We start from the raw sequence: 23,292 nt of genomic DNA on the forward strand, positions 1-23,292 counted from the left end.
TCCTTCTATAGAGTCGAATCATCAAAAGTCCATCCACAACCGCCACCATTACAAACGCAGACGCCCGCCACGCCGCTTGGCACCCACCAGCCCGTGAGGAATCAGGCTCTGCCGGTGATGGGCATGACACAAGGCGATGGCCAGAGCATCGGACGCATCGATCTGCGGCTTCTGCACCAGCTTGAGAAGGTGCATGACCATCATCTGTACTTGTTCCTTGCCAGCACCACCGCTTCCGGCGATGGCCTGCTTGACCTGGGTAGCGGTGTATTCGGAGATATCCAGCCCTGCCTCGATGCCTGCGACGATGGCCACACCGCGGGCCTGGCCAAGCTTGAGCGCGGAGTCCGGATTGCGCGCCATAAACACCTGCTCGATACCCATGGTCACCGGCCCATAAGTGCTGATGACTTCACTGACGCCACGAAAGACCACCTGCAATCGCTCCGGCATGCTGCCAGTGCCGGTGCGGATGCACCCGGAGGCGACATACTCGCAGCTGCGGCCGGTATCACGCACCACACCGTAACCGGTGATACGCGAACCAGGGTCGATTCCCAGAATCAGGGTCATGCCTTTCATCCACCCGTGGCATTGATTGCCACACTGTCTATTTATCCAGGAAGCGAGTATAGGGTCGTCCATGGGCCGCCGTCATCCCAAGGATCCACGGCCTCTCGGGCATAAATGCCTGAAAGCACGTTTTTGCCGTGAACGGCCGAACTGGCGCAAGGTGATCGATCATCGAGGAAGGTGCCGGTGATCCGCTCTCACGCTGCGGGCTCAAGGCTTCGCTGCCCATGAACCGCCCGCAGGGAGCCGGCTTACCGACGATTGCGGTGGCAAAATTCACGCGGGTGTCGCGACTGTGATCGCTTCGCTGGCAAGCCAGCTCCTACACGACTTTCGTGTTCCTGAAAGGCATCGTTCGGCAGCACGAACCATGTAGGAGCTGCGGGGGCGCCTAGCCTTGCCGTCGATGGCGGTGACGAAATTCAGGCGGGCGTCGCGATCGAGATCGCTCCGTTGGCGAGCCAGCGCCTACACGACCCTGGTAAGCCTGCAGAGCTTTGGTGTAAAGCCGGAATCGCCAACAGCGACTTCCGGCTTTCAACGAACCGTAGGATCAGCCGAGCTGCTCCATGATCTCGTCGGAAACTTCGGCGTTGTGGTAGACGTTCTGCACGTCGTCCAGGTCTTCGAGCATATCGATCAGCTTGAACACCTTCTGCGCAGTCTCCAGATCAGTGATCGGCGCACTGATCGACGGGATCATGGCGATATCCGCCTCCTCCCCTCTGAAACCAGCCGCATTCAACGCCTCGTTCACCGCATGGAACTCGGTGAAGCTGGTCGATACCAATGCAGCACCGTCCTCGCCCATTTCCACGTCGTCGGCGCCGGCCTCCAGCGCTGCTTCCATCAGGACATCTTCGTCGATACCCGGCGCGAAGCTGATCTGCCCCTTGCGATCGAACATGTAAGCCACCGAACCATCGGTACCCAGGTTGCCACCGCATTTGGTAAATGCATGACGCACTTCGGCAGCGGTACGGTTGCGGTTGTCGGTCATCACTTCGACGATGATCGCCACACCGCTCGGTGCGTAGCCTTCGTAGCTGAACTCGACGACGTTGTCGGCTTCGTTGTTACCGGCACCTCGCGCGATGGCACGGTCGATCACGTCGCGCGACATGTTGTTGGTCAGCGCCTTGTCGACGGCCAGGCGCAGACGCGGATTGTCCGCAGGAATCGGCCCGCCGTGCTTGGCAGCGACGGTCAGCTCACGGATGAGCTTGGTGAAAATCTTGCCGCGCTTGGCGTCCTGGCGTCCCTTGCGGTGCTTGATGTTGGCCCATTTGGAATGACCGGCCATATTCCACTCCAGATTTTTCAGATTTCACAATGAACGAGCCCAGGTTTCCCTGGGCCCGGTATACTGCTTGGCGCTTACTCCGCCTTGGGTTGCTCGCGAAGGCGAATGTGCAGTTCGCGAAGCGACTTGCCATCCACCACGCCCGGTGCCTGAGTCATGACGCAGGCAGCGCTCTGGGTTTTCGGGAAGGCAATGACTTCGCGAATCGAGCTGGCACCGGTCATCAGCATAACCAGACGGTCGAGGCCGAAGGCCAGACCACCATGGGGCGGCGCACCGTACTTCAGGGCATCGAGCAGGAAGCCGAACTTCTCCTGCTGCTCGTCTTCACTGATGCCCAGTACGCGGAACACGGTCTGCTGCATGGCCTTGTCATGGATACGGATCGAACCGCCACCCAGTTCGGTGCCGTTAAGCACCAGGTCGTAGGCACGCGACAGTGCGGCGGCCGGATTGGCCTCCAGCTCTTCGGCCGAGCACTTCGGCGAAGTGAACGGGTGGTGCATGGCGGTCAGGCTGCCATCGTCGTTCTCTTCGAACATCGGGAAGTCGACGACCCACAGCGGCGCCCACTCGGCGGTCAGCAGGTTGAGGTCATGACCAAGCTTGATGCGCAACGCGCCCAGGGCATCGCAGACCACCTTGGCCTTGTCGGCACCGAAGAACACGATGTCGCCGTCGACAGCGCCAACGCGATCGAGGATCACGTTGAGATTCGGCTCGGCGATGTTCTTGACGATCGGCGACTGCAGACCCTCGACGCCCTTGGCGCGCTCGTTGACCTTGATATAGGCCAGGCCCCTGGCACCGTAGTTGCCAACGAACTTGGTGTAGTCGTCGATCTGCTTGCGCGGCATGCTCGCCCCGCCTGGAACGCGCAACGCGGCAACACGGCCTTTCGGGTCGTTGGCCGGGCCTGCGAACACCTTGAAATCGACATCCTTGAGTTGATCGGCAACGTCGACCAGCTCCATCGGGATACGCAGATCCGGCTTGTCCGAACCGAAACGACGCATGGCTTCGGCCAGAGTCATGTGCGGCAGCTCGCCAAATTCGACGTCCAGCACTTCCTTGAACAGGTTGCGGATCATGGTCTCGGTGATGTCCATGATGTCGCTTTCATCGAGGAAGCTGGTCTCGATATCGATCTGGGTGAATTCCGGCTGGCGATCAGCCCGCAGGTCTTCATCGCGGAAGCACTTGGCGATCTGGTAGTAGCGGTCGAAGCCGGCGACCATCAACAGTTGCTTGAACAGCTGTGGCGACTGCGGCAGGGCGAAGAAGCTGCCAGCGTGGGTACGGCTCGGCACCAGATAATCGCGGGCGCCTTCCGGGGTGGCGCGGGTCAGGATCGGCGTTTCCACGTCGAGGAAACCGTTGTCGTCCAGGTAGCGGCGAATGCTGCTGGTGATACGCGAGCGCAGCTTGAGCTTCTCGGCCATTTCCGGGCGACGCAGGTCGATGAAGCGATAGCGCAGGCGGGTTTCTTCACCGACATCGGAGTATTCGTTGAGCGGGAACGGCGGCGTTTCGGCTTCATTCAGCACTTCCAGCTCATAGCCGAGCACTTCGATGGCGCCCGACGCCATGTTCGGATTGACCGCACCAGCCGGACGCAGACGCACCTTACCGGTGATCTTGACCACGTATTCGCTGCGCACTCGGTCGGCCTTGGCGAAGGTGTCAGCACGATCCGGGTCGAATACCACCTGAGCCAGGCCTTCACGGTCACGGATGTCGAGGAAGATCACGCCACCGTGGTCACGACGACGGTGAACCCATCCGCAGAGGGTGATTTCCTGGCCGTCCAGGCTTTCGTTCAACTGGCCGCAATAGTGGCTGCGCATCATGGTGGTAATCGCTTCTCTTGAGTCTGAAATTCATTGAACCGCGAGCCGGCGCTTTTCGTCCGAGCCAGCAAACGCACTGCAGGGATTCGCACGGACAAGCCAGACGGTCTGTCGCTGCAGCAAAGCGAGCGATTATATATGGTTAAGCAGCACTGCGCAGCCGAGCAAGTTACCGGCGGCGCCACGCATAGTTTTCCGTGATCGGCGCCATTGATACAAAGCACATAGCGTCCTTTACCCACCGTGATAGTCTCTGCCCATTCGCAGGGCTACACAGCCTATCCCCACCGACAGGAGAAAAATCCATGGAAATCAACATCGGAATCGCTGAACAGGATCGCGCCTCCATCGCCGAAGGCCTGTCGCGCCTGCTGGCCGACACCTACACCCTGTACCTGAAAACCCATAACTTTCACTGGAACGTTACCGGGCCGATGTTCAACACCCTGCACCTGATGTTCGAAGGTCAGTACACCGAACTGGCGCTGGCCGTCGACGCCATTGCCGAGCGTATCCGCGCCCTGGGCTTTCCGGCTCCCGGCACCTATGCAGCGTACGCACGCCTGTCCTCGATCAAGGAAGAGGAAGGTGTGCCGACCGCCGACGAAATGATCAAGCTGCTGGTACAGGGCCAGGAAGCTGTGGTACGCACAGCCCGCGGCATCTTCCCGCTGCTGGATAAGGTCAGTGACGAGCCCACCGCCGACCTGCTGACTCAGCGCATGCAGGTTCACGAAAAAACCGCGTGGATGCTGCGCAGTCTGCTGGCTTCCTGATCAGGCCTTTCGCGATGGCCGCCCCTTCGGCGGCCATCGTTCCTTCATCTGTATCCTTATCTCCCCACTGCAACAGCACCGCTGATTTGAGAAGCCCCCTCCTTTGCTGTTAAATACGCCCCGTGCCGTCCTCCCGAGCCTTCGGAAAGACGCATAGGCTGGCCCTCTCGTATATTCCATCGCCCTTACGTCACGGCAAATCGCGTGGAGCCAGCTCTTCCTGGTGATCCTTTATCAAGTGAGTGCGTTAAATATGTTGAAAATCGTCCACCTACTGGTGGGGCTGTCTGCCCTGCTGTTATCTACTATCCCCAGCCTGAGCGATCACGCCCAGCCGTTCCTGCAACATCCGGACGCCCTGTGCCTGGCTCTCTTCGGCGTTCTCAACCTGCTACTGGCCACCCAGTTCCCGCTCTGGCACAACAACCTGCGTCAACAACTGCAAAACCTGGTATGCGCCCTGCTGATTCTCGGTACGCTGCTGCAAGCGCTGATTCTGCTCGCGCCACTGCCGCTGATCGCCGAGCAACCAGCTCTGCTGTTCAGCCTGCTGATCATCGCCATTGCAGTTGCCCTGCATCTGGCGACCAACCTGCGCTTCGACCGACAGAAGACGTCCGTGCCGCAGGATCTGGGTGATCGCGAGACCGGTACGGTCAAGTGGTTCAATACCTCCAAAGGCTTTGGCTTTATCTCCCGCGATGTGGGCGAGGATATCTTCGTGCACTTCCGCGCCATCCGCGGCGAAGGCCACCGCGTTCTGGTAGAAGGCCAGCGCGTGGAATTTTCCGTGATGCAACGCGACAAAGGCCTGCAGGCCGAAGACGTGATCGCAGCGCTGCCAACCCGGCGCTGAACACTGCATAACGAAAAAGCCCGCATCGATGCGGGCTTTTTTGTTGCCTTCCCTGGCGGCAACCCTACGGGCCGTCGCGGAGCGACGGCAAAAACGGCTCCCGGCAATTTTTTGTTCCGGGGCCAGGCACTCAATAATGAGGTGGCGGCGCATCATCCTGAGCGATACCAAAGGCGCTCGTCTCCTCCTGCCGCTTGGCCAGCGATTGCAATTGTCGCTGCAGGCGCTCGATGAGCTTCTGCTGCTCCACGAGGGCATCGTTGAGTGACTGGATGGTGTCGTCCTGAAAGGCCTGGCGGCTCTCCAGCTCGACGATGCGATCTTCGAGCACCTTCATTTATAGATCCCCGAAACGAAACGGTTCCGGTATCACCGAACGCAGCCTGTCCCGCAGGGCGGACACTTGCTCCGGCTCATAGGGTTTGGCCGGGTGACGCCCCCACACGGGAGCTGGCCAGGCAGCATCGTCGCGGTAACGCACGATCACATGCATATGCAGCTGGCTCACCACGTTGCCCAGGGTGGCGATATTGATCTTGTCCGCCTTGAACGCCTCTTTCAGCACTTCGGCCAACAGAGCCGTTTCCGCCCACAACGCACGCTGATCCTCCGCATCGAGCTGAAACACCTCACTGACGTCCTCTCGACGTGGCACCAGGATGAACCACGGATAGCGGGCATCGTTGCTGAGCAGTAGACGGCTCAAGGGAAACTCCCCCAATACAAAGGTGTCCTGCTGCAGACGGGTATCCAGAACGAACATTCAATTCACCACTCGACTTAATGTGACCGCCAGAGGAAAGAGGCGACCGAATGTAGGCAGGCAGCATACCGGGCCCGTCCTGAAAAATTAACCCCGCCGACAGCGCACCAAGAAGCAGCACAAACGCTACGAGCGCAATTTTTCGCGCACCATTTTGTTTCGCAAAGTAAACATTAGAGGATTATCGACGCACTCAATTAAAACTCATTATCAGAAAACCCACCAAAAAGATTCCCTCCTATTAATAAGCACCCTAACCACAAGACTGAAAATGAAAAATTTAGGTCGGGAATATGTATTTTTAGCTAACGAAACGGGCTTAAACGCACCTGGAGCCTCACTTATTTCACGACTTTGGCATTTTGAGCACGAGTCTTGCTTTAGAGCCTATAACGCTCCTCTTCAGGGCAACGTGGTAACGTAACCACGCCCGATCAAGAGCCGAAAGAACGGTTGGCAGGTACTGCACGAGTGGAAATCTACGAAATTGCGACATGTCCGATTCTGTTTACGACCAGACTGTGGGCACGACCAATGGATAGATCGAAACTATCGCCAATAAAAGCGCCGTGCTATAAATTACCGCCGACACAAAAAGAAATAGAGCTGCTCTCCATAACAACCAATTGAGCAGTGGAAGTATTCTTCTAAACCAAAGGAGCAAATCACGATGCGAGTGATGAAGTGGAGCGTAATCGCCCTGGCAGTAGCCGCGGGTACTTCTCAAATGGCAGTGGCGTCCAGCCAGTCCGAGTCCAACGGCTTTATCGAAGACAGCAGCTTCAATATTTTCAATCGCGCGTTGTACTTCAACCGTGATTTCCGTAATGCCGCACCTGGCTCCCAGAGCTACACCGAAGAAACCGGCCTCGGTATTCGCCTGCTGTACGAATCCGGCTTCACTCAAGGTACCGTTGGTTTCGGTTTCGACGCTCACAGCCTAAGCAGCATCAAAATCGACAGCGGCCGTGGCCGCCACAGCACCGGCCAGTTCGGCACCACCAGCGACGGCCGCGGTGAAGACACCCAGAGCGAAGTCGGTGGCGCTATCAAACTGCGTCTGTCCGATACCGTTCTGAAATACGGCAGCCAGTTCACTTCGAGCCCGGTATTCGCCACCGACGACAGCCGCATTCTGCCGGAAGTCGCCACTGGTACTCTGCTCACCAGCAATGAAATCGAAGGTCTCGAGCTGACCGCTGGTCGATTCACCGCAATGAGCAGCCAAGTAGGCAGCGGCCGTGATGGCATCAACGGCAAGGGCGAGCAAGGCCTGACCTCCGCCAACATCGTGGGTGCAAGCTACAGCTTCACTGACAACTTCAGCGGCGCGATCCACCACTCCGACGTCGAAGACTTCTTCAAGAAGACCTATGTCAACTTGAACTACAACCTGCCGCTGAGCGACGAGCAAGCGCTGAACTTCGACTTCAACGCCTATAAAACCAGCGGTGACGGCGAAGAGCGCTACGGCGAAGTCGACAACAAGATCTGGAGTTTGGCAGCAGCCTATAGCCTCAGCGCCCACACCTTCACCGTTGCCCACCAGCGCTCCAGCGGTGATGCTGGCTATGCTTACGGCGTTGATGGTGGCGGCACCGTCTTCCTGGCCAACTCCGTGCAGATGCGTGACTTCAACGGTAAAGACGAGAAGTCCTGGCAGGCCCGCTACGACCTGGATCTGGCGACTTTCGGCGTACCAGGCCTGAGCTTCATGGCTCGCTACATCACCGGTAGTGACATCGATGTAGGCCCTGGCAGCGACCTGAGCCGCTGGGAACGCAACATCGAAGCCAAATACGTCGTACAGGACGGCGCGGCCAAGGATCTGTCGTTCCGCGTTCGCCAAGCAACCTACCGTGCTGATGCCGGCTATGAAGGTGGCAAGCTGGACGAAGTTCGTCTGATCGTCGAATACCCGCTGAGCGTTCTGTAAATACAGGCACTACGCGGCGACAAATGAAAAACCCGGCTTGATGCCGGGTTTTTCATTTCAAAAGGCCGCGCATACAGCCCTCTGCCCCATCTGCGCAGATGCCTCATGCATCCGCACCACGCCCCTCGACCTACCTCCCCAAATCGATATCAGCCTTCTGCGCCCCGCACCGGCATCCTGTACGCAACAGGACAGGCACCGTACAATGCCGGGTCATAAAAATCCTTTGCAACCGACAGAACGGCCCCCCATGCGCACCAGTCAGTTCCTGCTCTCGACCCTCAAAGAAACGCCTTCCGACGCTGTCGTCGTCAGCCACCAGCTGATGCTGCGTGCCGGGATGATCCGCAAAGTCGCCTCCGGCCTCTATACCTGGCTACCCATGGGCCTGCGCACGTTGCGCAAGGTAGAGAAGGTGGTACGCGAAGAGATGGATGCCGCCGGCGCTCTGGAAGTGCTGATGCCCGCCATTCAGCCTGCGGAATTGTGGCAGGAGTCCGGTCGCTGGGTGCAATACGGCCCGGAACTGCTGCGTGTGAAGGATCGCCATGACCGTGAGTTCTGCGTCGGCCCGACCCATGAGGAAGTCATCACCGACCTGGCGCGCAACGAGCTGAACAGCTACAAGCAGCTGCCGCTGAACATGTACCAGATCCAGACCAAATTCCGCGACGAGATCCGCCCGCGCTTCGGCTTGATGCGTGGCCGCGAGTTCATCATGAAGGACGCCTACTCCTTCCATGCCAGCCAGGCTTCCCTGCAGGAAACCTATGACCGCATGCACCAGGCTTACTGCAATATCTTTACCCGCCTGGGCCTGAATTTCCGCCCGGTGGTGGCCGACAACGGCTCGATCGGTGGCGCCGGTTCCCACGAGTTCCATGTACTGGCCGAATCCGGCGAAGATGACATCGTGTTCAGCAATGTCTCCGACTACGCGGCCAACATCGAGAAGGCCGAAGCGATTCCTCGCGAAACCGCTCGCCCGGCAGCCACTGAAGAACTGCGCCTGATCGACACACCGAACGCGAAAACCATCCAGCAACTGGTGGATGGTTTCGATCTGCCGATCGAGCGCACCATCAAGACGCTGATCGTGCACGCCGAAGAAGAAGGCAAGCTGATCGCCCTGATCGTCCGCGGTGATCACGAGCTGAACGAGATCAAGGCCGGCAATCAACCAGGCGTCGCCAGCCCGCTGGTGATGGCCTCGGACGCCGAGCTGCGTACAGCCATAGGCGCAGGTGCTGGCTCCCTGGGCCCGCTGAATCTTCCCCTGCCGATCATCATCGACCGCTCGGTAGAACTGATGAGCGACTTCGCCATCGGCGCCAACGTCGACGACAAGCACTATTTCGGCGTCAACTGGGAACGCGACCTTCCCGTACCGACCGTTGCCGATCTGCGCAACGTAGTGGCCGGCGACCCGAGCCCGGACGGCCAGGGCACGCTGGAAATCAAGCGTGGCATCGAAGTCGGGCATATTTTCCAGCTTGGCACCAAATACAGCGAATCGATGAACTGCCAGGTGCTGGGTGAAAACGGCAAGCCGGTCACCCTGAGCATGGGCTGCTACGGCATCGGCGTATCCCGCGTGGTGGCGGCGGCCATCGAGCAGAACTCCGATGAGCGCGGCATCATCTGGAACGATGCCCTGGCGCCCTTCCATATCGCCCTGGTGCCCCTGCGCTACGAGACCGAGGCCGTGCGCGAAGCGACCGACAAGCTGTATGCGCAACTGACCGCTGCGGGCTTTGAAGTGCTGCTCGATGACCGTGACAAAAAGACCAGTCCGGGCATCAAATTCGCGGACATGGAATTGATCGGCATCCCGCATCGTATCGTGGTCAGCGACCGCGGTCTCGCCGAAGGCAACCTGGAATACAAGAGCCGCGTGGAAACCGAGGCTCAACCAGTTGCCGTTGCCGATGTCCTGTCGTTCATCCAGAACCGTATCCGCCGCTGACCCGCCAAAGAGTCGTCATGTTCAAGCGAAGCACCTTACGCCTCGTCGGCGCCACAACCTGTGGCGCCCTGCTTCTCACTGGCTGTGCCAATCATTTGCCACAGCGCAGCGAACACGAGGAACGCATCGAGCGCAAACTGTTGAGCCACAGTCTGCAGATCGACGTGGGGCAACCTCAGGTATTGGAGCTGCCGCAGCGACGCGTACGCGTGCACGAACAGAAAGTCTTCGAGGTGACGCCTTTCGAAGTCACCCGCCACTATGATCGCTACACGCCTTACCAGCCCTGGCGCGAGCTCTACGAGATTCCGCTGGGCACGGTGGCTATCGTCGGTGGTGTTGGCGCCAACGTGCTCAACGTGGTGACACTGGGTCGGCTGCCGGATGCAGCGACCAAGGGCTGGATCAGCTACGGAGTGGCGGGCATCAATCCGTTCATGAACGTCGAGTCCAATGGCCGCTCGCAACAGAACCTGGCCAGTATCGAGGAAAAGCGCCAGGAAACCCGTACCGAATACTCCAGCCTGCCCTGGGCCGAACGACCAGTGCAGGTCAAAGCCGGCGAGCAAACCCACGAACTGCTCACCGACCGCCACGGGGTGCTGCGACTGAATCTGCTTGATGACCCCTTTGTCGACCAGGACATAGCCCGTATTGGCACGCTACTACTGAGGGTTACCGACGATCAGGATTCGACCAGCGCCGAAGCGACATTGCTGGTTAGCCGTACCCTGCGCGGTAAACTGCGCGAAGCCCATGATCTGATTTATGACGATCTGGAAGGCGCGGAAGTCGAGCAATGGGTGCATCGCGTCAAGCGCCTGTCAGAACTGGGGCTTGAAGAGGAAGCCAGCGAACTTGAGCAGAGCCTGATCGAGCTGACCCGTCATGATCCGGAATTGCAGGCGGCGTTTCTCAAATCACTGACCGATAACGCAGGACGATTGGTCGCCGATCCAGGCGAAGACTAAGCTCTCAACGCCGCACGGCGAAATCCTTCACTCCCTGCAAGGGCCGCTCCTGCAATGCCAGCGAAGTCACTCTCGCCTGAGGCGGCCCGTTTTCCAGCCAGCTCGCCAAGACGCGCACCGCGGCGGTGTCACCTTCGAACAATACCTCCACCCGGCCATCGCTCAGGTTGCGCACCCAGCCTGACAGACCCAGTCGCACTGCCTCGGCTGCCGTACTTTGGCGAAAACCGACGCCCTGAACACGGCCGCTGACATAGCCGTGCAGGCATAGATTGGCCATAGCATTATCCCTCTCGCCGCAACGCACTCAGGCGCGCTTTCAAACCCTCTGCATTCTGCTCGCCGAGCAGGCGTTCGCGCACTTTGCCTTTATCATCGACGATATAGGTCACTGGCAGGGCATCGCTGGGCGGTAACCCGTAGTGCTCGGCGGGATCTTGAGCCAGCACGGTGAACTCGATGCCCAGCGCCTGCGCAGCCCGGGCGAGGTCATCGCCCTGCAAGCCATCGAAGTTCACGCCAAACACGCCGATCGACTGTTTCTCCAACTCCGGAGCCAGCGCATTCAACTCGGGGATCTCGGAACGGCATGGGCCGCACCATTCAGCCCAATAATTGATAACCAGCCACTGGCCATCAAGCCGCTCAGCCGCTACCTTTTGCCCATGCTGGTCGACGCCGAAGTCATTCCCGCACCCCGCCAGCGCCAACCCGGCGACGAGCACCGTCACGATCCGAATGACTGCCTGGAGTCGCTTTACCATGGAAACGGTCCTCATACCGGTAGGGTTGCTATGACACTGGATGCCTCGCAGCTCGACGTGCCCGAAGCCCTGCAGAGCAATTCGATAACCCGGGCCGAACTCGGCGAGCGACTCAGCACGGCTCGCCAGCAGCCCGCAGAAGCTGGATTGCAGGAGGCACTCGCCCTGCTTTCGCGCCTCAACCGCAGTACGATGACCTTACTCGAAAGGCAGCGCACGCTGCAAAATTTCAGCGATGAGTATCATCACTACAACGCGGGCGGACACAGTGCACCGCCAGTGCAGCTGTTGATCCTGCTGTGCTGCGAACTGGCCATCGGCTTCAAGCGCCTGCTGCTGCAGATACTCCAGGGACACAAGCCCTCGCGCCCTCATCTCGCCTGGTGCCTGTACATGGCCCAGCATTTCATCGCGCAAACGCTGCTGCGCCACTACCAGCAGTACCGGGAACCGCCCCCCGAGCTGTGGCGCGACAGCCATCTGCTGTACTGGCTGGGCGAACAGCAGGATTGCCTCGACGAACCCGTGGCAGCGGCCTTTTCGCCAACGCCTGCCGATACACTGCGCGGCCTTTACCAGCAGATACTTTTGCTGGCTCTCAGCAATCCACCTCACCTGCATCCCGAAGAAAGCGAACGGTTATTCACCGCCCTGGCACCACTGGCGGCTACCGCACGCTTACTACCCTGGGATGTGGAAGACAAATCCGAAGGGGCACTGGTCGATCTGGAGGGAGCTCAACCCTGCCTGACCTATTCACAGCGCCCGGATGCAGGCTCCGACACGCTGCGCCGCCTGGAACTCGGTGCGCTGCTGGTCGCCCTAAGCGAACCGGCACCGCTGCAGAGCGTCGCCGCGCGTGAGCTGCTCGAGCGTGTGCAGCAACACTGGCTAGGAAATAATCAGCGCCGCCACTCTCGCACACTGAAACAAAGCGATTGCCGACTGGCCATCGGCGTACCGGCGATTCACGCTCAACTGCTGGAACAACGCCCCCAATGCACGGAAGGAAAAATTCTCGATATCGGCCCTGGCGGCGCACGTTTACTGTGCGCGGCACAAGCCGCAAGCACGCTGCCCATCGGCCAATTGGTGCTGTTGATGGCCGACAGCGACGTCCTGGCACTGATCTGCTGGCGGCACCTCAATACCGAAGGGCTTCATCTCGGCCTACGTTATCTCAAGGGCCTGGCGCAACCGACCTGGATCAGGCGTACACCCAGCAGCCAGTCGCACCTGGGCATCCTGCAGAGCACACCAAAACCACGAAATGGCTGGCACCACGGTTTGTGGTTACCGCGCAATCAATTCGCCGACGAGGAAAACCTCTGGCTGCAATTGCCCAACGCGGTCAGCCAGAATCAGTTGCAGTTGCCGCCATGCAATCTGCTCAGTGCAATGGTGAGCCGCCACCCTCTCGAACTGCCATAAATGAGAGTCGAATCACGCCAAACATCGGCATAGCGCACAGTCTGGAAGCAGGTGGCCTCTTTATAATTCTTCGCTGACGTCCTTTTGCAGCCAGGGAAAGTCCCATGCCCAACGCTCATGACACGCTGATCGGCCAGGTACCCGCTCACCTTATCGAAAGCGCTCACCTGCAACTCACCACCTATGACGGGCGTGTGGCCGAATTCAACATCGCCGCCTGGCTCCACTTGCCCGGCCAGGCCAACAGCCTGGTATCGCTGCAGGTCAGCTATCGCGACGGTGGCCAGCTGCGCTCGGTGAATCTGGATCACGCCAAGGTCAGTGCCCAGGACAGAATCCTGCTATCCGGCATCGCGCGGCTGCCGGTCGCACAGCGGATCGAGGATATGCAGATACGCCTACGCTCGGCACTGCCCCGAGTCGAGGTGAAGGTGGAAGAACTCTTCGTACAAGCCGTCGAACCCGCATTCGCTCAAACGGAAGTAAATCAGGCAAACGCCTGACCGAAAGGCGCCGGTGCGCCTGACTCACCGAGGCCTGGCCGGGCGTTCGCTTGCGCCTCTTTCTGCGCGGGCGAAACAAGAGATTCTGGCCAGCGGCTGAAGCGAAGCCCGGTAATGCGATTCAGGTTCTCCAGCGCGGCGCTGCTGTCACGCGGGCGAAGCATGACGACGTTATCCGAAGCGTTGTTCATCGCATGCACTCCTCGGCGCTGATACGAAAGATCTACTAAGCAGGCACTTTGCCAGAATCATGCCATTTTGATGGCGCCAACAGACCGTCACAAAAACCACGGCTCCGAAAGGTCTGCAGTAACAGCCTCATCTCAGTATCAGGCGCATCTGACGCGCAATCTGTCATTTTTTGTCACTCCCTTCCCCTTCCAACCAATGCGCCAGGCTATCGCCGAACAGCAGCGCCTGCTCCTCATGCAAGCGCTGCAAAGCCTGATGCAAGGCGGGATACCACGGCTCCTCCAGCTCTGTCGGTAGCTGATCGAGACGGGGCAACGACCACGGGCTGTGCTCCAACAACTGCCGCAACGAGTAATGTCCAAGGTCGCGACTGAGCATCCAGCTGTCTCCGCCCGTGCAGGCCACCAGCCGCTGACTCTCGAGAAAGCTCAGCACCTCTTCCCACTCATGTTCCGGCAATAACCAGCCTTGGCGCTGCACGTCACGATGACGCACCTTCAGACCGGAACGTTGCCGGGTCTGGAAAATCCGCAGAACGCCCAGCAACACCAGCACTCTTGGCATCGCCTGCTTGCGCCAGCGATGGGAAACACCCAGGTTACATACCAGCTCGGCGCCAATAAGCACGATCAGCCACGACATAAAGATCCACAGCAGGAACAGAGGCACCGTGGCGAATGCACCGTAGATCAGCTGGTAGCCCGGAAACAGGCGCACGTAGATACCGAACAGCGCCTTGGCCAACTCCAGCAGCACTGCCGTGAAGACGCCGCCCAACAAGGCATGCCGCAGCGGCACACGGGCATTGGGAACCGCCGCATAGAGCAATGTGAAGGCAGCCACACTGAGCAGCAGTGGTGTGAAACGCAGCAGCGTCTTGGCGCCGACCACGGCATCCGGCCCACTGAGCAGCGACAACGAAGCGATGTAGGTACTGACGGCAAAACCAGCGCCCAGCAGCATCGGGCCAAGGCTGAGAATCGCCCAGTACAGCAGGAACGTGGAGATCCCCCGGCGCGGCTGACGCACCCGCCAGATGGTATTGAAGGTGCGCTCGATGGTCACCAGCATCCAGAACGCGGTAACCGCCAGAACCGCGACGCCGACCCAGGTCAGCTGGCGTGCCTGGGTGGTGAAATCGCGCAAATACTCCTGCAATGCTTCACCCGCAGAGGGTACGAAGTTATGGAAGATGAATGCCTGGATCTGCTCGCCAGTAACCTGAAAAACCGGAACGGCGGAAAGCATGGCAAAGGTGACGGTCATCATTGGCACCACGGCGAACAACGTGGTGTAGGTCAGCGCAGCCGCATTGTCAGCGCCGCGGTTGGCGAAAAACCGATGCCAGAGAAATCGCCAGAACTCCAGCCAATCGCGCAAACGTTGCTGCATATCTACCTCTCAGAGCCTCGAGCAGAACGTAGCCTGGATTAGCCGCAGGCGTAATCCGGGGCCGAAGGCCTGGCCATGGTTCGACGCGGGTCACTGTAAACGCAACGGAACCGACGCATAACAGACGCTGAGTCGGCACTTAGGTTCGCATCCATTGCCGCACCCAGTTCAGCGCAAGGCGCCGACGTGGTTAGAATAGCCGTCACCTGCCGCCAGAAGCGACGACCTCATGACCGACCTGACGCTCTACCACAACCCACGCTGCTCCAAATCTCGCAGTGCCTTGCAACTGCTCGAAGATCGGGGCTTGCAACCGACCTTGGTACGCTACCTGGAAGTCCCACCAACCGCCGCTCAACTGCGTGACCTGCTGGCCAAGCTGGGCATTCCCGCGCGGCAATTGCTGCGTACAGGCGAAGACGAGTACCGCGAGCTGAACCTGGCGAACACAGACCTCAACGAGGCTCAACTGATCGACGCGATGGCTGCTCACCCACGCCTGATCGAACGCCCAATCCTGATCGCGGGCGACCGCGCCGTGATCGGTCGCCCACCCGAGAACGTTCTGGATCTACTGTCATGAGTAACGATTACATCCTCGTGCTGTATTACAGCCGACATGGCGCTACCGCCGAAATGGCCCGCCATATCGCCCGCGGCGTGGAGATGCAGGGCCTGGAAGCGCGCCTGCGCAGCGTGCCGGCGGTGTCGGCCGAGTGCGAAGCGGTAAGCGATACGATTCCTGCCGAAGGCGCACCTTACGTCAGCCTGGAAGATCTGAAGAACTGCGCTGGCCTGGCCCTTGGCAGCCCAACACGCTTCGGCAACATGGCCGCGCCACTGAAGTATTTCCTCGACGGCACCAGTAACCTGTGGCTCACCGGCAGCCTGGTCGGCAAACCCGCCAGTGTATTCACCTCCACCGCCAGCCTGCATGGCGGCCAGGAAAGTACCCTGCTGTCGATGTTGCTGCCACTCTTGCACCACGGCATGCTGGTCGCCGGCCTGCCCTACAGCGAATCCGCGCTGGTAGAAACCCGCGGCGGCGGCACGCCCTACGGCGCCAGCCATCATGCAGGCGTAGACGGCAAGCGCGCCCTGGATGAGCATGAAACAACCCTGTGCCGCGCCCTCGGCCAACGCCTGGCGACTATTGCACTCAAACTGGGAAATGACCGTGGGCAGAACCGCTAAACCGCTTCCCGGCCTGGACTGGCTGCTGCCACGCCTGCGCTTTTGCCGCTACCTGAGCCTGGCAAGTTTTCTAGCGCTGGCAGCATTATTGCTGATCTGGAACCTGGGTTATGCAGCGGTACCCAGCTCGCTGTTATGGGCGGTGCTGGCCTTCCAGATGCTGCCTCTTCTGCTGCTCGCCCCCGGCATTATCGGCGGACATCCGCGAGCCCATTCCTGGGCCTGCTTCGTGGTCAACCTGTATTTCATCCAGGGCGTGCTGGCGGCATTCGATCCGTCCAAGCAGTTGTTCGGCTGGCTGGAAATCCTGCTCAGCCTGAGTCTGTTCACCAGTGCCCTGCTCTACACCCGCTGGTGTGCGCTGTACCAGCGCATCGACAGCAACAGCGGCAGTACAGAGGAATAGGCGCTGCTGCGGGTTCGACCCTGGAATACCGAAGGATCGCCCGCAAGGCTAGGCGCCCCGTGGCTCCTACGAACAACGCGAGAGCGCCTGGGAATGCTCGTCCCGTAGGGTGGATCAGGCGGCGATCCGCTTCAGGCCGCCGGATGATCCGGAGCCGAACCGCCGACTACCAGCCCAGCGTCTCTTTCAAAAAGGGAATGGTCAGCTTGCGCTGGGCCTGCAACGAGGCCTGATCGAGGCGTTCGAGCAGTTCGAACAGGGCGCTCATGCTGCGCTCGCCGCGGGTGAGAATAAAACGTCCGACGTCATCACTCATATGCAGCCCGCGACGCGAGGCACGCAATTGCAGCGCGCGCAGCTTGTCTTCGTCGGACAGCGACTGCAGTTGGAATACCAGCGCCAGGGTCAGGCGTGACTTCAGGTCGGGGAGCTTGATCGGCAACTCGCGGGGCGAGGCGTTGGCCGCCAGCAGCAGGCGGCGACCGCTATCACGCAGTCGATTGAACAGATGGAACAGCGCTTCTTCCCAGATACGCTGCCCGGCAGCAGCCTCGAGGTCGTCCAGGCAAATCAGCTCGAACTGCTCCAGATTGTCGAGAATCTCCGGGCCGTATTGCACCACCTCGGCCAGCGGCAGGTAAACGGCACGCTCACCGATCTGCTCGAAGCGCAGGCAGGCGGCCTGCAGCAGGTGGCTGCGACCGACACCCTCACCGCCCCACAGATAAATCAGGCTCTCCGTCCAACCAGCATCTGCTTCGCACAGGCGCTCGACATACCCCAGAGCAGCGGCATTGGCGCCCGGGTAGTAATTGGCGAAGGTGGCGTCGTCACGCAGACGCACACCCAAGGGCAACTGAATCGGCTTCATGCTGGGGGAAGGCTCGTCGGAGCCAGATCGAGGCTCTGGATAAAGGTGGCAAAGTCTATACCCTTCGCGGCGCCCTGTCATCGCCGTACTTTCCAAGGCAATACAAGGGTTTACGCGCTCAGATCCGAGCCGCGCGGGTTGCCAGCAAGGTATAGACACCCCGCACTCTCAGGCAGCGGGTTTCTGCCCGCTATAAGCATCCGACTGTTTGTATAGCTCGTGCACATGACGCAGCAGCACCATGATTACCGCGGCCACCGGCAGCGCCAGCAGAATGCCGGTGAAGCCGAACAACTGACCACCTGCCATGATGGCGAAGATCACCGCCACCGGATGCAGGCCAATACGATCACCGACCAGCAGCGGCGTCAGCAGCATGCCCTCGAGCATCTGACCGACCACGAACACGCCGGCGATAGCCAGCAGCGGATAGGGATCGCCACCGAACTGGAACAAACCGGCCAGCAGCGCTGCGCCAATACCGACCACCACGCCAAGATAGGGCACGATACTCGCCAGGCCAGCCAGCAGACCAATCAACAGACCCAGCTCCAGCCCGATGGACATCAGGCCGACCGCGTACATCACACCCAGGGCGAACATCACCAGCAGTTGCCCACGCAGGAACGCGCCCAGCACCTCATGGCATTCAGTGAACAACTTGACAGTCAACCCTTCATTGTCGCGCGGCACCAGGCTGCGCAGCTTCGCGACCAGCAGATCCCAATCGCGCATCAGGTAGAAGCTGACCACCGGAATCAACAGCAGGTTGGCTACCCAGGCCATCAGCGCCAGGCTCGACGCCGTTACCTGGGAAAGAATCAGCCCGGCGATATCGCTGGTCTGGCCCAGGTGCCCGGAAATCGCTGCTTTCAGCTGGTCGAAGCGCCAGAACCCTTCGTTCAGCCCAAACTTGACCTGAATCCACGGCAGCGCCTGATTCTGCGCCCAGTCGAGCATCTGCGGGAGCAGTTCGTAGAGGCGTGCCAACTGCTTGCCCAGCATTGGGATGAGTACCAGCAGCGCCAGGGCGATCAACAGTGTGAACAAGGTAAACACCACGATCACACCCCAGGTGCGCGATAGCTTCAGGCGCTCCAGACGATCCACCAGCGGATCGCCGAGATAGGCAATCAGGATGCCGACAAGAAACGGTGAAAGAATCGGATGCAGCGCATACAAGAAGCCACCCAACACCAGCAATACAGCAATCCATAGCCAGCGAGACGAAAGGGGCATGCTCAATCCTCGAGAGGGAAATGACGGATCAGGGCGCACTCGACGGCGGCCGGGGCAAACAGCAGCCAGCCCGGTACAAGCGCTTCAACTCAGGTGGCTGGCAGTCTACCAGCGAAAACGCAGCACATCGTCACGCGGCACGATGGTAGGCGTCTCGGGCTCGACCTGCGGTTCGACAGGCATCTGACCGGCATCCACGGGGACTGGCTCTTCGGCTACGGCTGGCGCTTCGGCAGCCAGCTCAGCGGCGGAGACTTCGCGCAGTTGCACCAGGGCAAGCTGGGTACGCAACTGCTCGGCGCTGGCGCTGACCTTGTAGATCAAGCGATCGGCCTGCACCGATTGCAACTGTGCACCAAAGGGTTCGAGCACACGCTGCAACTCGGCATAGCGCGACAGATCCGCGCCGATGATTTCTACGGTCTGGGTCGTGGCCGCTCCCGGAGCGACCACGAAACGCGGCGCCAGGCGCTCGCTCACGGCCAACAGCACGGCATCGGCCAGAGCAGCCTGATCGGCACCTTCGGCCTTGCCCTGCTCGCGCTTCTCGCCCAGCCACAACTGCCAGTTGGCTTGCCACTTGCCGTCGCTCTCGCTGGCGCGAACCGCCAACAGCGCGTCGGCGCCGTAGCGCTCCGAGGCCGAGCGCAAGGAATCCGGATCCTGCGCGCTCAGGTTTTCGTCGGTCGCCAGCAATTGCTCGCTGAGATCCGCCAGCGGCAAGCGCAACGGCAAGCCACGGTGCTGCGCGGCCAAACGCAGGGGTTCGGCACTGGCCTGACCATCACCGACCATGTTCGAACCATCCGCCGTATCGTTCAGCCACCAGGCCAGGATGGCCGGGCGATTGACACCCCACAGCGCAAAGCCTGCCTGGCGCAGTGAACGGTCAGTGGACACGGCATCGAAATCGACCACCAGATGATCGCCTTCGTAACCGTACTGGCTGATGATCTGCTGAGGATCCTTGCGCAGCTCCACCAGTGCGCCGTCCTCGGCCGCTTCCGGCTTGCCGGTCAGGCGCAGCACCAGCGTATCCACCGCGCGTTGCAAGGCCGCGTCACGCTCCTCGGGCTGCTGGCTGGCGACCGGTTCCCGTACCTGATAAAGGTCACTGACCGTAGCCGCCAGGGTCGGCAGGCTGAGTAGCGACAGGCAGAGAAGCAACGGGCGGAAGGTCGGGCGCATGAATTGGGACTCTCGACGGAAAGAAGACGGCGCGCGGCAGAAGCCGGGGCGTTATACCTTAGGGGCTGTTCCCGTTTCAGCGCAAGCCGCGAGGCGCTGGCGCCCTTGTCCGTTTGTGACCTGCACCCAAGGGATGGGTTTCATTCCTGCCGTCTCGGAACCTACGGATCAGCCTCCGCCCGGCGCTGTGGCTGGCCGCTGCCGGGCAAGCCTGATAAAATCGCGCGCCTTCGCAGAACGGCCCCGAGGGGCCGGTGCTATTCCGACTTTTCCCCTTCCAAAGGCCTGGATCTATGAGCAAGCAACCCTCCATCAGCTACAAGGACGCAGGTGTAGATATCGACGCGGGTGAGGCCCTGGTCGAGCGCATCAAGGGCGTAGCCAAGCGCACCGCCCGTCCTGAAGTCATGGGTGGCCTGGGTGGCTTCGGCGCCCTGTGCGAGATCCCGGCCGGCTACAAACAACCTGTGCTGGTATCCGGCACCGATGGCGTGGGCACCAAGCTGCGCCTGGCACTGAACCTGAACAAGCACGACAGCATCGGCCAGGATCTGGTGGCCATGTGCGTGAACGACCTGGTGGTCTGCGGTGCCGAGCCGCTGTTCTTCCTCGACTACTACGCCACCGGCAAGCTCAACGTCGACGTCGCGGCCACCGTGGTCACCGGCATTGGCGCCGGTTGCGAGCTGGCCGGCTGCTCGCTGGTTGGCGGCGAAACCGCTGAAATGCCCGGCATGTATGAAGGCGAAGACTACGATCTGGCCGGCTTCTGCGTTGGCGTCGTGGAAAAGGCAGAAATCATCGACGGCTCCAAGGTCGCCACTGGCGACGCGCTGATCGCGCTGCCCTCCTCCGGTCCGCATTCCAATGGCTACTCGCTGATCCGCAAGATCCTCGAAGTGTCCGCTACCGACATCGAGAATACTCAGCTCGATGGCAAGCCGCTGGCCGACCTGCTGATGGCACCGACGCGTATCTACGTCAAACCGCTGCTCAAGCTGATCAAGGACACCGGCGCGGTCAAGGCCATGGCCCACATCACCGGCGGCGGCCTGCTCGACAACATCCCACGCGTGCTGCCGGACAACGCCCAGGCAGTGATCGATGTGGCCAGCTGGCAGCGTCCGCTGGTATTCGACTTCCTTCAGGAAAAAGGTAATGTCGACGAACACGAAATGCACCGCGTGCTGAATTGCGGCGTGGGCATGGTCATCTGCGTGGCCCAGGAACAGGTTGAAGTCGCACTGCAGGCACTGCGTGCCGCTGGCGAGCAACCCTGGGTCATCGGCCAGATCGCCGCAGCCGCCGAGGGCGCCGAGCGCGTCGTGTTGAACAACCTGAAAAGCCACTGATGCCGCAACCCTGCAACGTTGTGGTGCTGCTGTCCGGCACCGGTAGCAATCTTCAGGCGCTGATCGACAGTACCGGCGATGGCACTGGCGATGGCAAAAGCCCGGTGCACGTCGCCGCGGTGATCGCCAATCGCAGCGACGCCTACGGCTTGCAACGAGCGCGAGATGCAGGCATCGCCACCTGCGTTCTCGAACATGCCGATTACGACGGGCGCGAGGCCTTCGATCAGGCGCTGATACGGGCCATCGACACCTTCGCGCCGCAGCTGGTGGTATTGGCTGGCTTCATGCGCATCCTCACGCCTGCTTTCGTGCGCCACTACCACGGACGCCTGCTGAACATTCATCCATCACTGCTGCCCCGTCACAAAGGCCTGCACACCCATCAGCGCGCGCTGGAAGGCGGAGACGCCGAGCATGGCTGTAGCGTGCACTTCGTGACGGAGGAACTCGATGGTGGCCCTCTGGTCGTACAGGCAGTAATCCCGGTACAGTCGCAAGACACTGCCGCCAGTCTGGCGCAGCGGGTTCACGTGCAGGAGCACCAGATCTATCCGCTCGCCATCCGCTGGTTTGCCGAAGGCCGTTTGCGCCTCGGCGACTCGGGCCCGCTGCTCGACGGTAATCCACTGCCGGCTACCGGCTACCTCATCAACAGCAAGGAGACTCCATGCGCCGCGCCCTAATGTTAGCCCTGGCGTTGTTCAGCCTGCCTGCCCTCGCCGAAGAGCCGAAGCCCTTCTCCGCCAGCTATACCGCCGACTGGAAACAGGTACCGGTCAGCGGCTCGGCCGAACGCAACCTGCAGAAGCTCGATGACGGGCGCTGGCAGTTGGTCTTCAAAGCCTCCATGCTGGTCGCCGGCCTGACCGAGCAGAGCACCTTCACGGTCGAGGGCGATGCCTTCCTGCCGCAAAGCTACAAGTTCGAGCGCAGCGGCCTGGGCAAGAGCAAGGATGTCGAATTCGATTTCGACTGGTCGCAGAAACAGGTGATCGGCAGCGACCGCGGCGATCCCGTGCGCTTCCCCCTCAACCGCGGCATGCAGGACAAGTCGACCTACCAGCTCGCCCTGCAGCACGACGTCGCGGCTGGCGAGAAAAGCATGAGCTATCAGGTGGTCGACGGAGACGAAATCGAAACCTACGACTTCCGCGTTCTGGGCGAGGAAGTGGTACGCACCAAGGCCGGCCTGATCGACTCGATCAAGGTCGAGCGCGTACGCGATCCGACTCAGAGCAACCGCAAGACCATCCTTTGGTTCGCCAAGGACTGGGATCACCTTCTGGTACGTCTGCACCAGGTAGAGAAGGACGGCAAGGAATACCAGATCATGCTCAAGTCGGGCACGGTCGATGGCAAAACAGTCGAAGGTCGCCGCGATTGACCGTCTGACCAGCCTCCGCCACCAGTAAGCCGGGCATGCCCGGCTTTTTCTTGCCCGCAGAATCAGGGCAGCAAGAAGGGGAAGCGGCCCGCCCCATCCACCGCTCCGCAATCGCAATCGCAATCGCAATGAATGGTGGATGAAAAGAGCGTCAGCTACGCGCCCCGATCCACCCTACGGATGCTATCGCCTCGTAGCCGTCATCTCGGGCATTTATCGGCACGTGCCTTGGGTTCGTGCCCATGCTTGCAACTGGCCGCATTGTCCCTCTTGCGGAACTTGTAACTAATTACTACAGTGATAGCCGTCGTTGCTTAGCAGGCTAAGCACGAACTCAAACACCTTGCGCCGCATTTATCCGGCAAAACTGGAGAAATAA

25 protein-coding genes are annotated in these 23,292 nt (G+C 60.4%); 13 read left to right on the forward strand and 12 right to left on the reverse strand.

All coding sequences use genetic code 11. The features are described from left to right. Positions 1-48 precede the first annotated feature (48 nt). The 3 genes from ruvC to aspS all read right to left on the reverse strand — a co-directional run bounded on the left by ruvC (position 49) and on the right by aspS (position 3,726). A complete protein-coding gene (gene ruvC / locus DNK10_RS23450) occupies positions 49-573 on the reverse strand; it encodes a crossover junction endodeoxyribonuclease RuvC (RefSeq protein WP_131181109.1) in 525 nt (174 codons plus the stop codon). A 553-nt stretch (positions 574-1,126) separates the two neighbouring features. Next, positions 1,127-1,876 (reverse strand): YebC/PmpR family DNA-binding transcriptional regulator, encoded by a 750-nt coding sequence (locus tag DNK10_RS23455; RefSeq protein WP_131181110.1) that lies wholly within the window; start codon positions 1,874-1,876, stop codon positions 1,127-1,129. Between the two features lie 74 nt (positions 1,877-1,950). Beyond that, positions 1,951-3,726 carry an aspartate--tRNA ligase gene (gene aspS / locus DNK10_RS23460; protein ID WP_131181111.1) on the reverse strand — a complete coding sequence of 592 codons (1,776 nt, stop codon included), beginning with the start codon at positions 3,724-3,726 and terminating at the stop codon, positions 1,951-1,953. A gap of 305 nt (positions 3,727-4,031) precedes the next feature. Here aspS and DNK10_RS23465 point away from each other — a divergent pair, with 305 nt between their 5' ends. Beyond that, positions 4,032-4,502: a Dps family protein gene (locus DNK10_RS23465; RefSeq protein WP_131181112.1), complete on the forward strand. Its 471-nt coding sequence runs from the start codon at positions 4,032-4,034 to the stop codon at positions 4,500-4,502. A gap of 253 nt (positions 4,503-4,755) precedes the next feature. Then, positions 4,756-5,358, forward strand: a complete 603-nt coding sequence (locus DNK10_RS26425; RefSeq protein ID WP_131193208.1) for a cold-shock protein — start codon at positions 4,756-4,758, stop codon at positions 5,356-5,358. 130 nt (positions 5,359-5,488) lie between these two features. On the opposite strand, the gene DNK10_RS23475 is transcribed toward DNK10_RS26425, so the two are convergent. Together DNK10_RS23475 and DNK10_RS23480 are read right to left on the reverse strand one after the other, a co-directional pair. Continuing rightward, positions 5,489-5,695 (reverse strand): SlyX family protein, encoded by a 207-nt coding sequence (locus tag DNK10_RS23475; RefSeq protein ID WP_131193209.1) that lies wholly within the window; start codon positions 5,693-5,695, stop codon positions 5,489-5,491. Beyond that, entirely contained in the window at positions 5,696-6,121 is a 426-nt protein-coding gene (locus DNK10_RS23480) for an HIT family protein (RefSeq protein ID WP_131193210.1), read from the reverse strand. A 670-nt stretch (positions 6,122-6,791) separates the two neighbouring features. Between DNK10_RS23480 and DNK10_RS23485 the strand changes: the two genes are divergently transcribed. From DNK10_RS23485 to DNK10_RS23495, 3 genes are all read left to right on the forward strand, one after another. Further along, entirely contained in the window at positions 6,792-8,057 is a 1,266-nt protein-coding gene (locus DNK10_RS23485; RefSeq protein WP_131181116.1) for an OprD family porin, read from the forward strand. 250 nt (positions 8,058-8,307) lie between these two features. Then, entirely contained in the window at positions 8,308-10,023 is a 1,716-nt protein-coding gene (locus DNK10_RS23490; RefSeq protein WP_131193211.1) for a proline--tRNA ligase, read from the forward strand. A 17-nt stretch (positions 10,024-10,040) separates the two neighbouring features. Beyond that, positions 10,041-10,994, forward strand: coding sequence for a hypothetical protein (locus DNK10_RS23495; protein WP_131193212.1), 954 nt, complete (start codon positions 10,041-10,043; stop codon positions 10,992-10,994). Positions 10,995-10,998: 4 nt separating this feature from the next. On the opposite strand, the gene DNK10_RS23500 is transcribed toward DNK10_RS23495, so the two are convergent. Both DNK10_RS23500 and DNK10_RS23505 read right to left on the reverse strand, forming a co-directional pair. Beyond that, entirely contained in the window at positions 10,999-11,274 is a 276-nt protein-coding gene (locus tag DNK10_RS23500) for an acylphosphatase (protein ID WP_131193213.1), read from the reverse strand. Between the two features lie 4 nt (positions 11,275-11,278). After that, entirely contained in the window at positions 11,279-11,758 is a 480-nt protein-coding gene (locus tag DNK10_RS23505) for a TlpA disulfide reductase family protein (protein WP_131181120.1), read from the reverse strand. Positions 11,759-11,788: 30 nt separating this feature from the next. On the opposite strand from DNK10_RS23505, the gene DNK10_RS23510 reads away from it, so the two are divergent. Continuing rightward, entirely contained in the window at positions 11,789-13,189 is a 1,401-nt protein-coding gene (locus DNK10_RS23510) for a PilZ domain-containing protein (protein WP_131193214.1), read from the forward strand. Between the two features lie 104 nt (positions 13,190-13,293). Continuing rightward, entirely contained in the window at positions 13,294-13,692 is a 399-nt protein-coding gene (locus tag DNK10_RS23515) for a hypothetical protein (RefSeq protein ID WP_131181122.1), read from the forward strand. Here the strand turns inward: DNK10_RS23515 and DNK10_RS23520 are convergent. Together DNK10_RS23520 and DNK10_RS23525 are read right to left on the reverse strand one after the other, a co-directional pair. After that, positions 13,677-13,883 (reverse strand): hypothetical protein, encoded by a 207-nt coding sequence (locus DNK10_RS23520; RefSeq protein ID WP_131193215.1) that lies wholly within the window; start codon positions 13,881-13,883, stop codon positions 13,677-13,679. The two genes, DNK10_RS23515 and DNK10_RS23520, sit on opposite strands and share 16 nt — an antisense overlap. A gap of 163 nt (positions 13,884-14,046) precedes the next feature. Continuing rightward, positions 14,047-15,276: a YihY family inner membrane protein gene (locus DNK10_RS23525; RefSeq protein ID WP_131181124.1), complete on the reverse strand. Its 1,230-nt coding sequence runs from the start codon at positions 15,274-15,276 to the stop codon at positions 14,047-14,049. 229 nt (positions 15,277-15,505) lie between these two features. Here DNK10_RS23525 and arsC point away from each other — a divergent pair, with 229 nt between their 5' ends. The 3 genes from arsC to DNK10_RS23540 are packed head-to-tail and all read left to right on the forward strand — an operon-like array spanning position 15,506 to position 16,876. Beyond that, positions 15,506-15,859 carry an arsenate reductase (glutaredoxin) gene (gene arsC / locus DNK10_RS23530; RefSeq protein WP_131193216.1) on the forward strand — a complete coding sequence of 118 codons (354 nt, stop codon included), beginning with the start codon at positions 15,506-15,508 and terminating at the stop codon, positions 15,857-15,859. Further along, positions 15,856-16,470, forward strand: a complete 615-nt coding sequence (wrbA, locus tag DNK10_RS23535; protein ID WP_131193217.1) for an NAD(P)H:quinone oxidoreductase — start codon at positions 15,856-15,858, stop codon at positions 16,468-16,470. The genes arsC and wrbA overlap by 4 nt, the downstream gene beginning before the upstream one ends. Continuing rightward, a complete protein-coding gene (locus DNK10_RS23540) occupies positions 16,454-16,876 on the forward strand; it encodes a DUF2069 domain-containing protein (RefSeq protein WP_131181127.1) in 423 nt (140 codons plus the stop codon). Before wrbA ends, DNK10_RS23540 begins: the two co-directional genes overlap by 17 nt. A 166-nt stretch (positions 16,877-17,042) precedes the next feature. Here DNK10_RS23540 and hda read toward each other — a convergent pair whose 3' ends face one another. The 3 genes from hda to DNK10_RS23555 all read right to left on the reverse strand — a co-directional run bounded on the left by hda (position 17,043) and on the right by DNK10_RS23555 (position 20,174). After that, the gene (gene hda / locus DNK10_RS23545; RefSeq protein WP_131181128.1) at positions 17,043-17,747 is read right to left on the reverse strand and encodes a DnaA regulatory inactivator Hda; all 705 of its coding nucleotides are present in this window, start codon (positions 17,745-17,747) and stop codon (positions 17,043-17,045) included. Between the two features lie 168 nt (positions 17,748-17,915). Beyond that, on the reverse strand, positions 17,916-18,986 hold the full coding sequence (locus DNK10_RS23550) for an AI-2E family transporter (protein WP_131181129.1): 1,071 nt from the start codon (positions 18,984-18,986) through the stop codon (positions 17,916-17,918). Between the two features lie 105 nt (positions 18,987-19,091). Beyond that, entirely contained in the window at positions 19,092-20,174 is a 1,083-nt protein-coding gene (locus DNK10_RS23555) for a DUF2066 domain-containing protein (RefSeq protein ID WP_131193218.1), read from the reverse strand. A 293-nt stretch (positions 20,175-20,467) separates the two neighbouring features. On the opposite strand from DNK10_RS23555, the gene purM reads away from it, so the two are divergent. The 3 genes from purM to DNK10_RS23570 are packed head-to-tail and all read left to right on the forward strand — an operon-like array spanning position 20,468 to position 22,913. Further along, positions 20,468-21,526 carry a phosphoribosylformylglycinamidine cyclo-ligase gene (purM, locus tag DNK10_RS23560; protein ID WP_131181131.1) on the forward strand — a complete coding sequence of 353 codons (1,059 nt, stop codon included), beginning with the start codon at positions 20,468-20,470 and terminating at the stop codon, positions 21,524-21,526. After that, the gene (gene purN, locus DNK10_RS23565) at positions 21,526-22,212 is read left to right on the forward strand and encodes a phosphoribosylglycinamide formyltransferase (RefSeq protein ID WP_131193219.1); all 687 of its coding nucleotides are present in this window, start codon (positions 21,526-21,528) and stop codon (positions 22,210-22,212) included. The genes purM and purN overlap by 1 nt, the downstream gene beginning before the upstream one ends. Then, positions 22,197-22,913: a DUF3108 domain-containing protein gene (locus DNK10_RS23570; RefSeq protein WP_131181133.1), complete on the forward strand. Its 717-nt coding sequence runs from the start codon at positions 22,197-22,199 to the stop codon at positions 22,911-22,913. Before purN ends, DNK10_RS23570 begins: the two co-directional genes overlap by 16 nt. The last annotated feature ends 379 nt before the right edge of the window (positions 22,914-23,292 follow it).

The organism is Phytopseudomonas daroniae (assembly GCF_004327275.1).
GTDB classification, from domain to species: Bacteria; Pseudomonadota; Gammaproteobacteria; order Pseudomonadales; family Pseudomonadaceae; genus Aquipseudomonas; species Aquipseudomonas daroniae.

Coding starts and splice junctions, on each gene's coding strand:
- purM (WP_131181131.1), top strand. CDS start 20,468: ATGAGCAAGCAACCCTCCATCAGCTACAAGGACGCAGGTGTAGATATC.
- DNK10_RS23505 (WP_131181120.1), bottom strand. CDS start 11,758: ATGGTAAAGCGACTCCAGGCAGTCATTCGGATCGTGACGGTGCTCGTC.
- DNK10_RS23495 (WP_131193212.1), top strand. CDS start 10,041: ATGTTCAAGCGAAGCACCTTACGCCTCGTCGGCGCCACAACCTGTGGC.
- DNK10_RS26425 (WP_131193208.1), top strand. CDS start 4,756: ATGTTGAAAATCGTCCACCTACTGGTGGGGCTGTCTGCCCTGCTGTTA.
- purN (WP_131193219.1), top strand. CDS start 21,526: ATGCCGCAACCCTGCAACGTTGTGGTGCTGCTGTCCGGCACCGGTAGC.
- DNK10_RS23475 (WP_131193209.1), bottom strand. CDS start 5,695: ATGAAGGTGCTCGAAGATCGCATCGTCGAGCTGGAGAGCCGCCAGGCC.
- arsC (WP_131193216.1), top strand. CDS start 15,506: ATGACCGACCTGACGCTCTACCACAACCCACGCTGCTCCAAATCTCGC.
- hda (WP_131181128.1), bottom strand. CDS start 17,747: ATGAAGCCGATTCAGTTGCCCTTGGGTGTGCGTCTGCGTGACGACGCC.
- DNK10_RS23570 (WP_131181133.1), top strand. CDS start 22,197: ATGCGCCGCGCCCTAATGTTAGCCCTGGCGTTGTTCAGCCTGCCTGCC.
- DNK10_RS23520 (WP_131193215.1), bottom strand. CDS start 13,883: ATGAACAACGCTTCGGATAACGTCGTCATGCTTCGCCCGCGTGACAGC.
- ruvC (WP_131181109.1), bottom strand. CDS start 573: ATGACCCTGATTCTGGGAATCGACCCTGGTTCGCGTATCACCGGTTAC.
- DNK10_RS23455 (WP_131181110.1), bottom strand. CDS start 1,876: ATGGCCGGTCATTCCAAATGGGCCAACATCAAGCACCGCAAGGGACGC.
- DNK10_RS23490 (WP_131193211.1), top strand. CDS start 8,308: ATGCGCACCAGTCAGTTCCTGCTCTCGACCCTCAAAGAAACGCCTTCC.
- DNK10_RS23480 (WP_131193210.1), bottom strand. CDS start 6,121: ATGTTCGTTCTGGATACCCGTCTGCAGCAGGACACCTTTGTATTGGGG.
- aspS (WP_131181111.1), bottom strand. CDS start 3,726: ATGATGCGCAGCCACTATTGCGGCCAGTTGAACGAAAGCCTGGACGGC.
- DNK10_RS23485 (WP_131181116.1), top strand. CDS start 6,792: ATGCGAGTGATGAAGTGGAGCGTAATCGCCCTGGCAGTAGCCGCGGGT.
- DNK10_RS23515 (WP_131181122.1), top strand. CDS start 13,294: ATGCCCAACGCTCATGACACGCTGATCGGCCAGGTACCCGCTCACCTT.
- DNK10_RS23525 (WP_131181124.1), bottom strand. CDS start 15,276: ATGCAGCAACGTTTGCGCGATTGGCTGGAGTTCTGGCGATTTCTCTGG.
- wrbA (WP_131193217.1), top strand. CDS start 15,856: ATGAGTAACGATTACATCCTCGTGCTGTATTACAGCCGACATGGCGCT.
- DNK10_RS23465 (WP_131181112.1), top strand. CDS start 4,032: ATGGAAATCAACATCGGAATCGCTGAACAGGATCGCGCCTCCATCGCC.
- DNK10_RS23550 (WP_131181129.1), bottom strand. CDS start 18,986: ATGCCCCTTTCGTCTCGCTGGCTATGGATTGCTGTATTGCTGGTGTTG.
- DNK10_RS23510 (WP_131193214.1), top strand. CDS start 11,789: ATGACACTGGATGCCTCGCAGCTCGACGTGCCCGAAGCCCTGCAGAGC.
- DNK10_RS23500 (WP_131193213.1), bottom strand. CDS start 11,274: ATGGCCAATCTATGCCTGCACGGCTATGTCAGCGGCCGTGTTCAGGGC.
- DNK10_RS23555 (WP_131193218.1), bottom strand. CDS start 20,174: ATGCGCCCGACCTTCCGCCCGTTGCTTCTCTGCCTGTCGCTACTCAGC.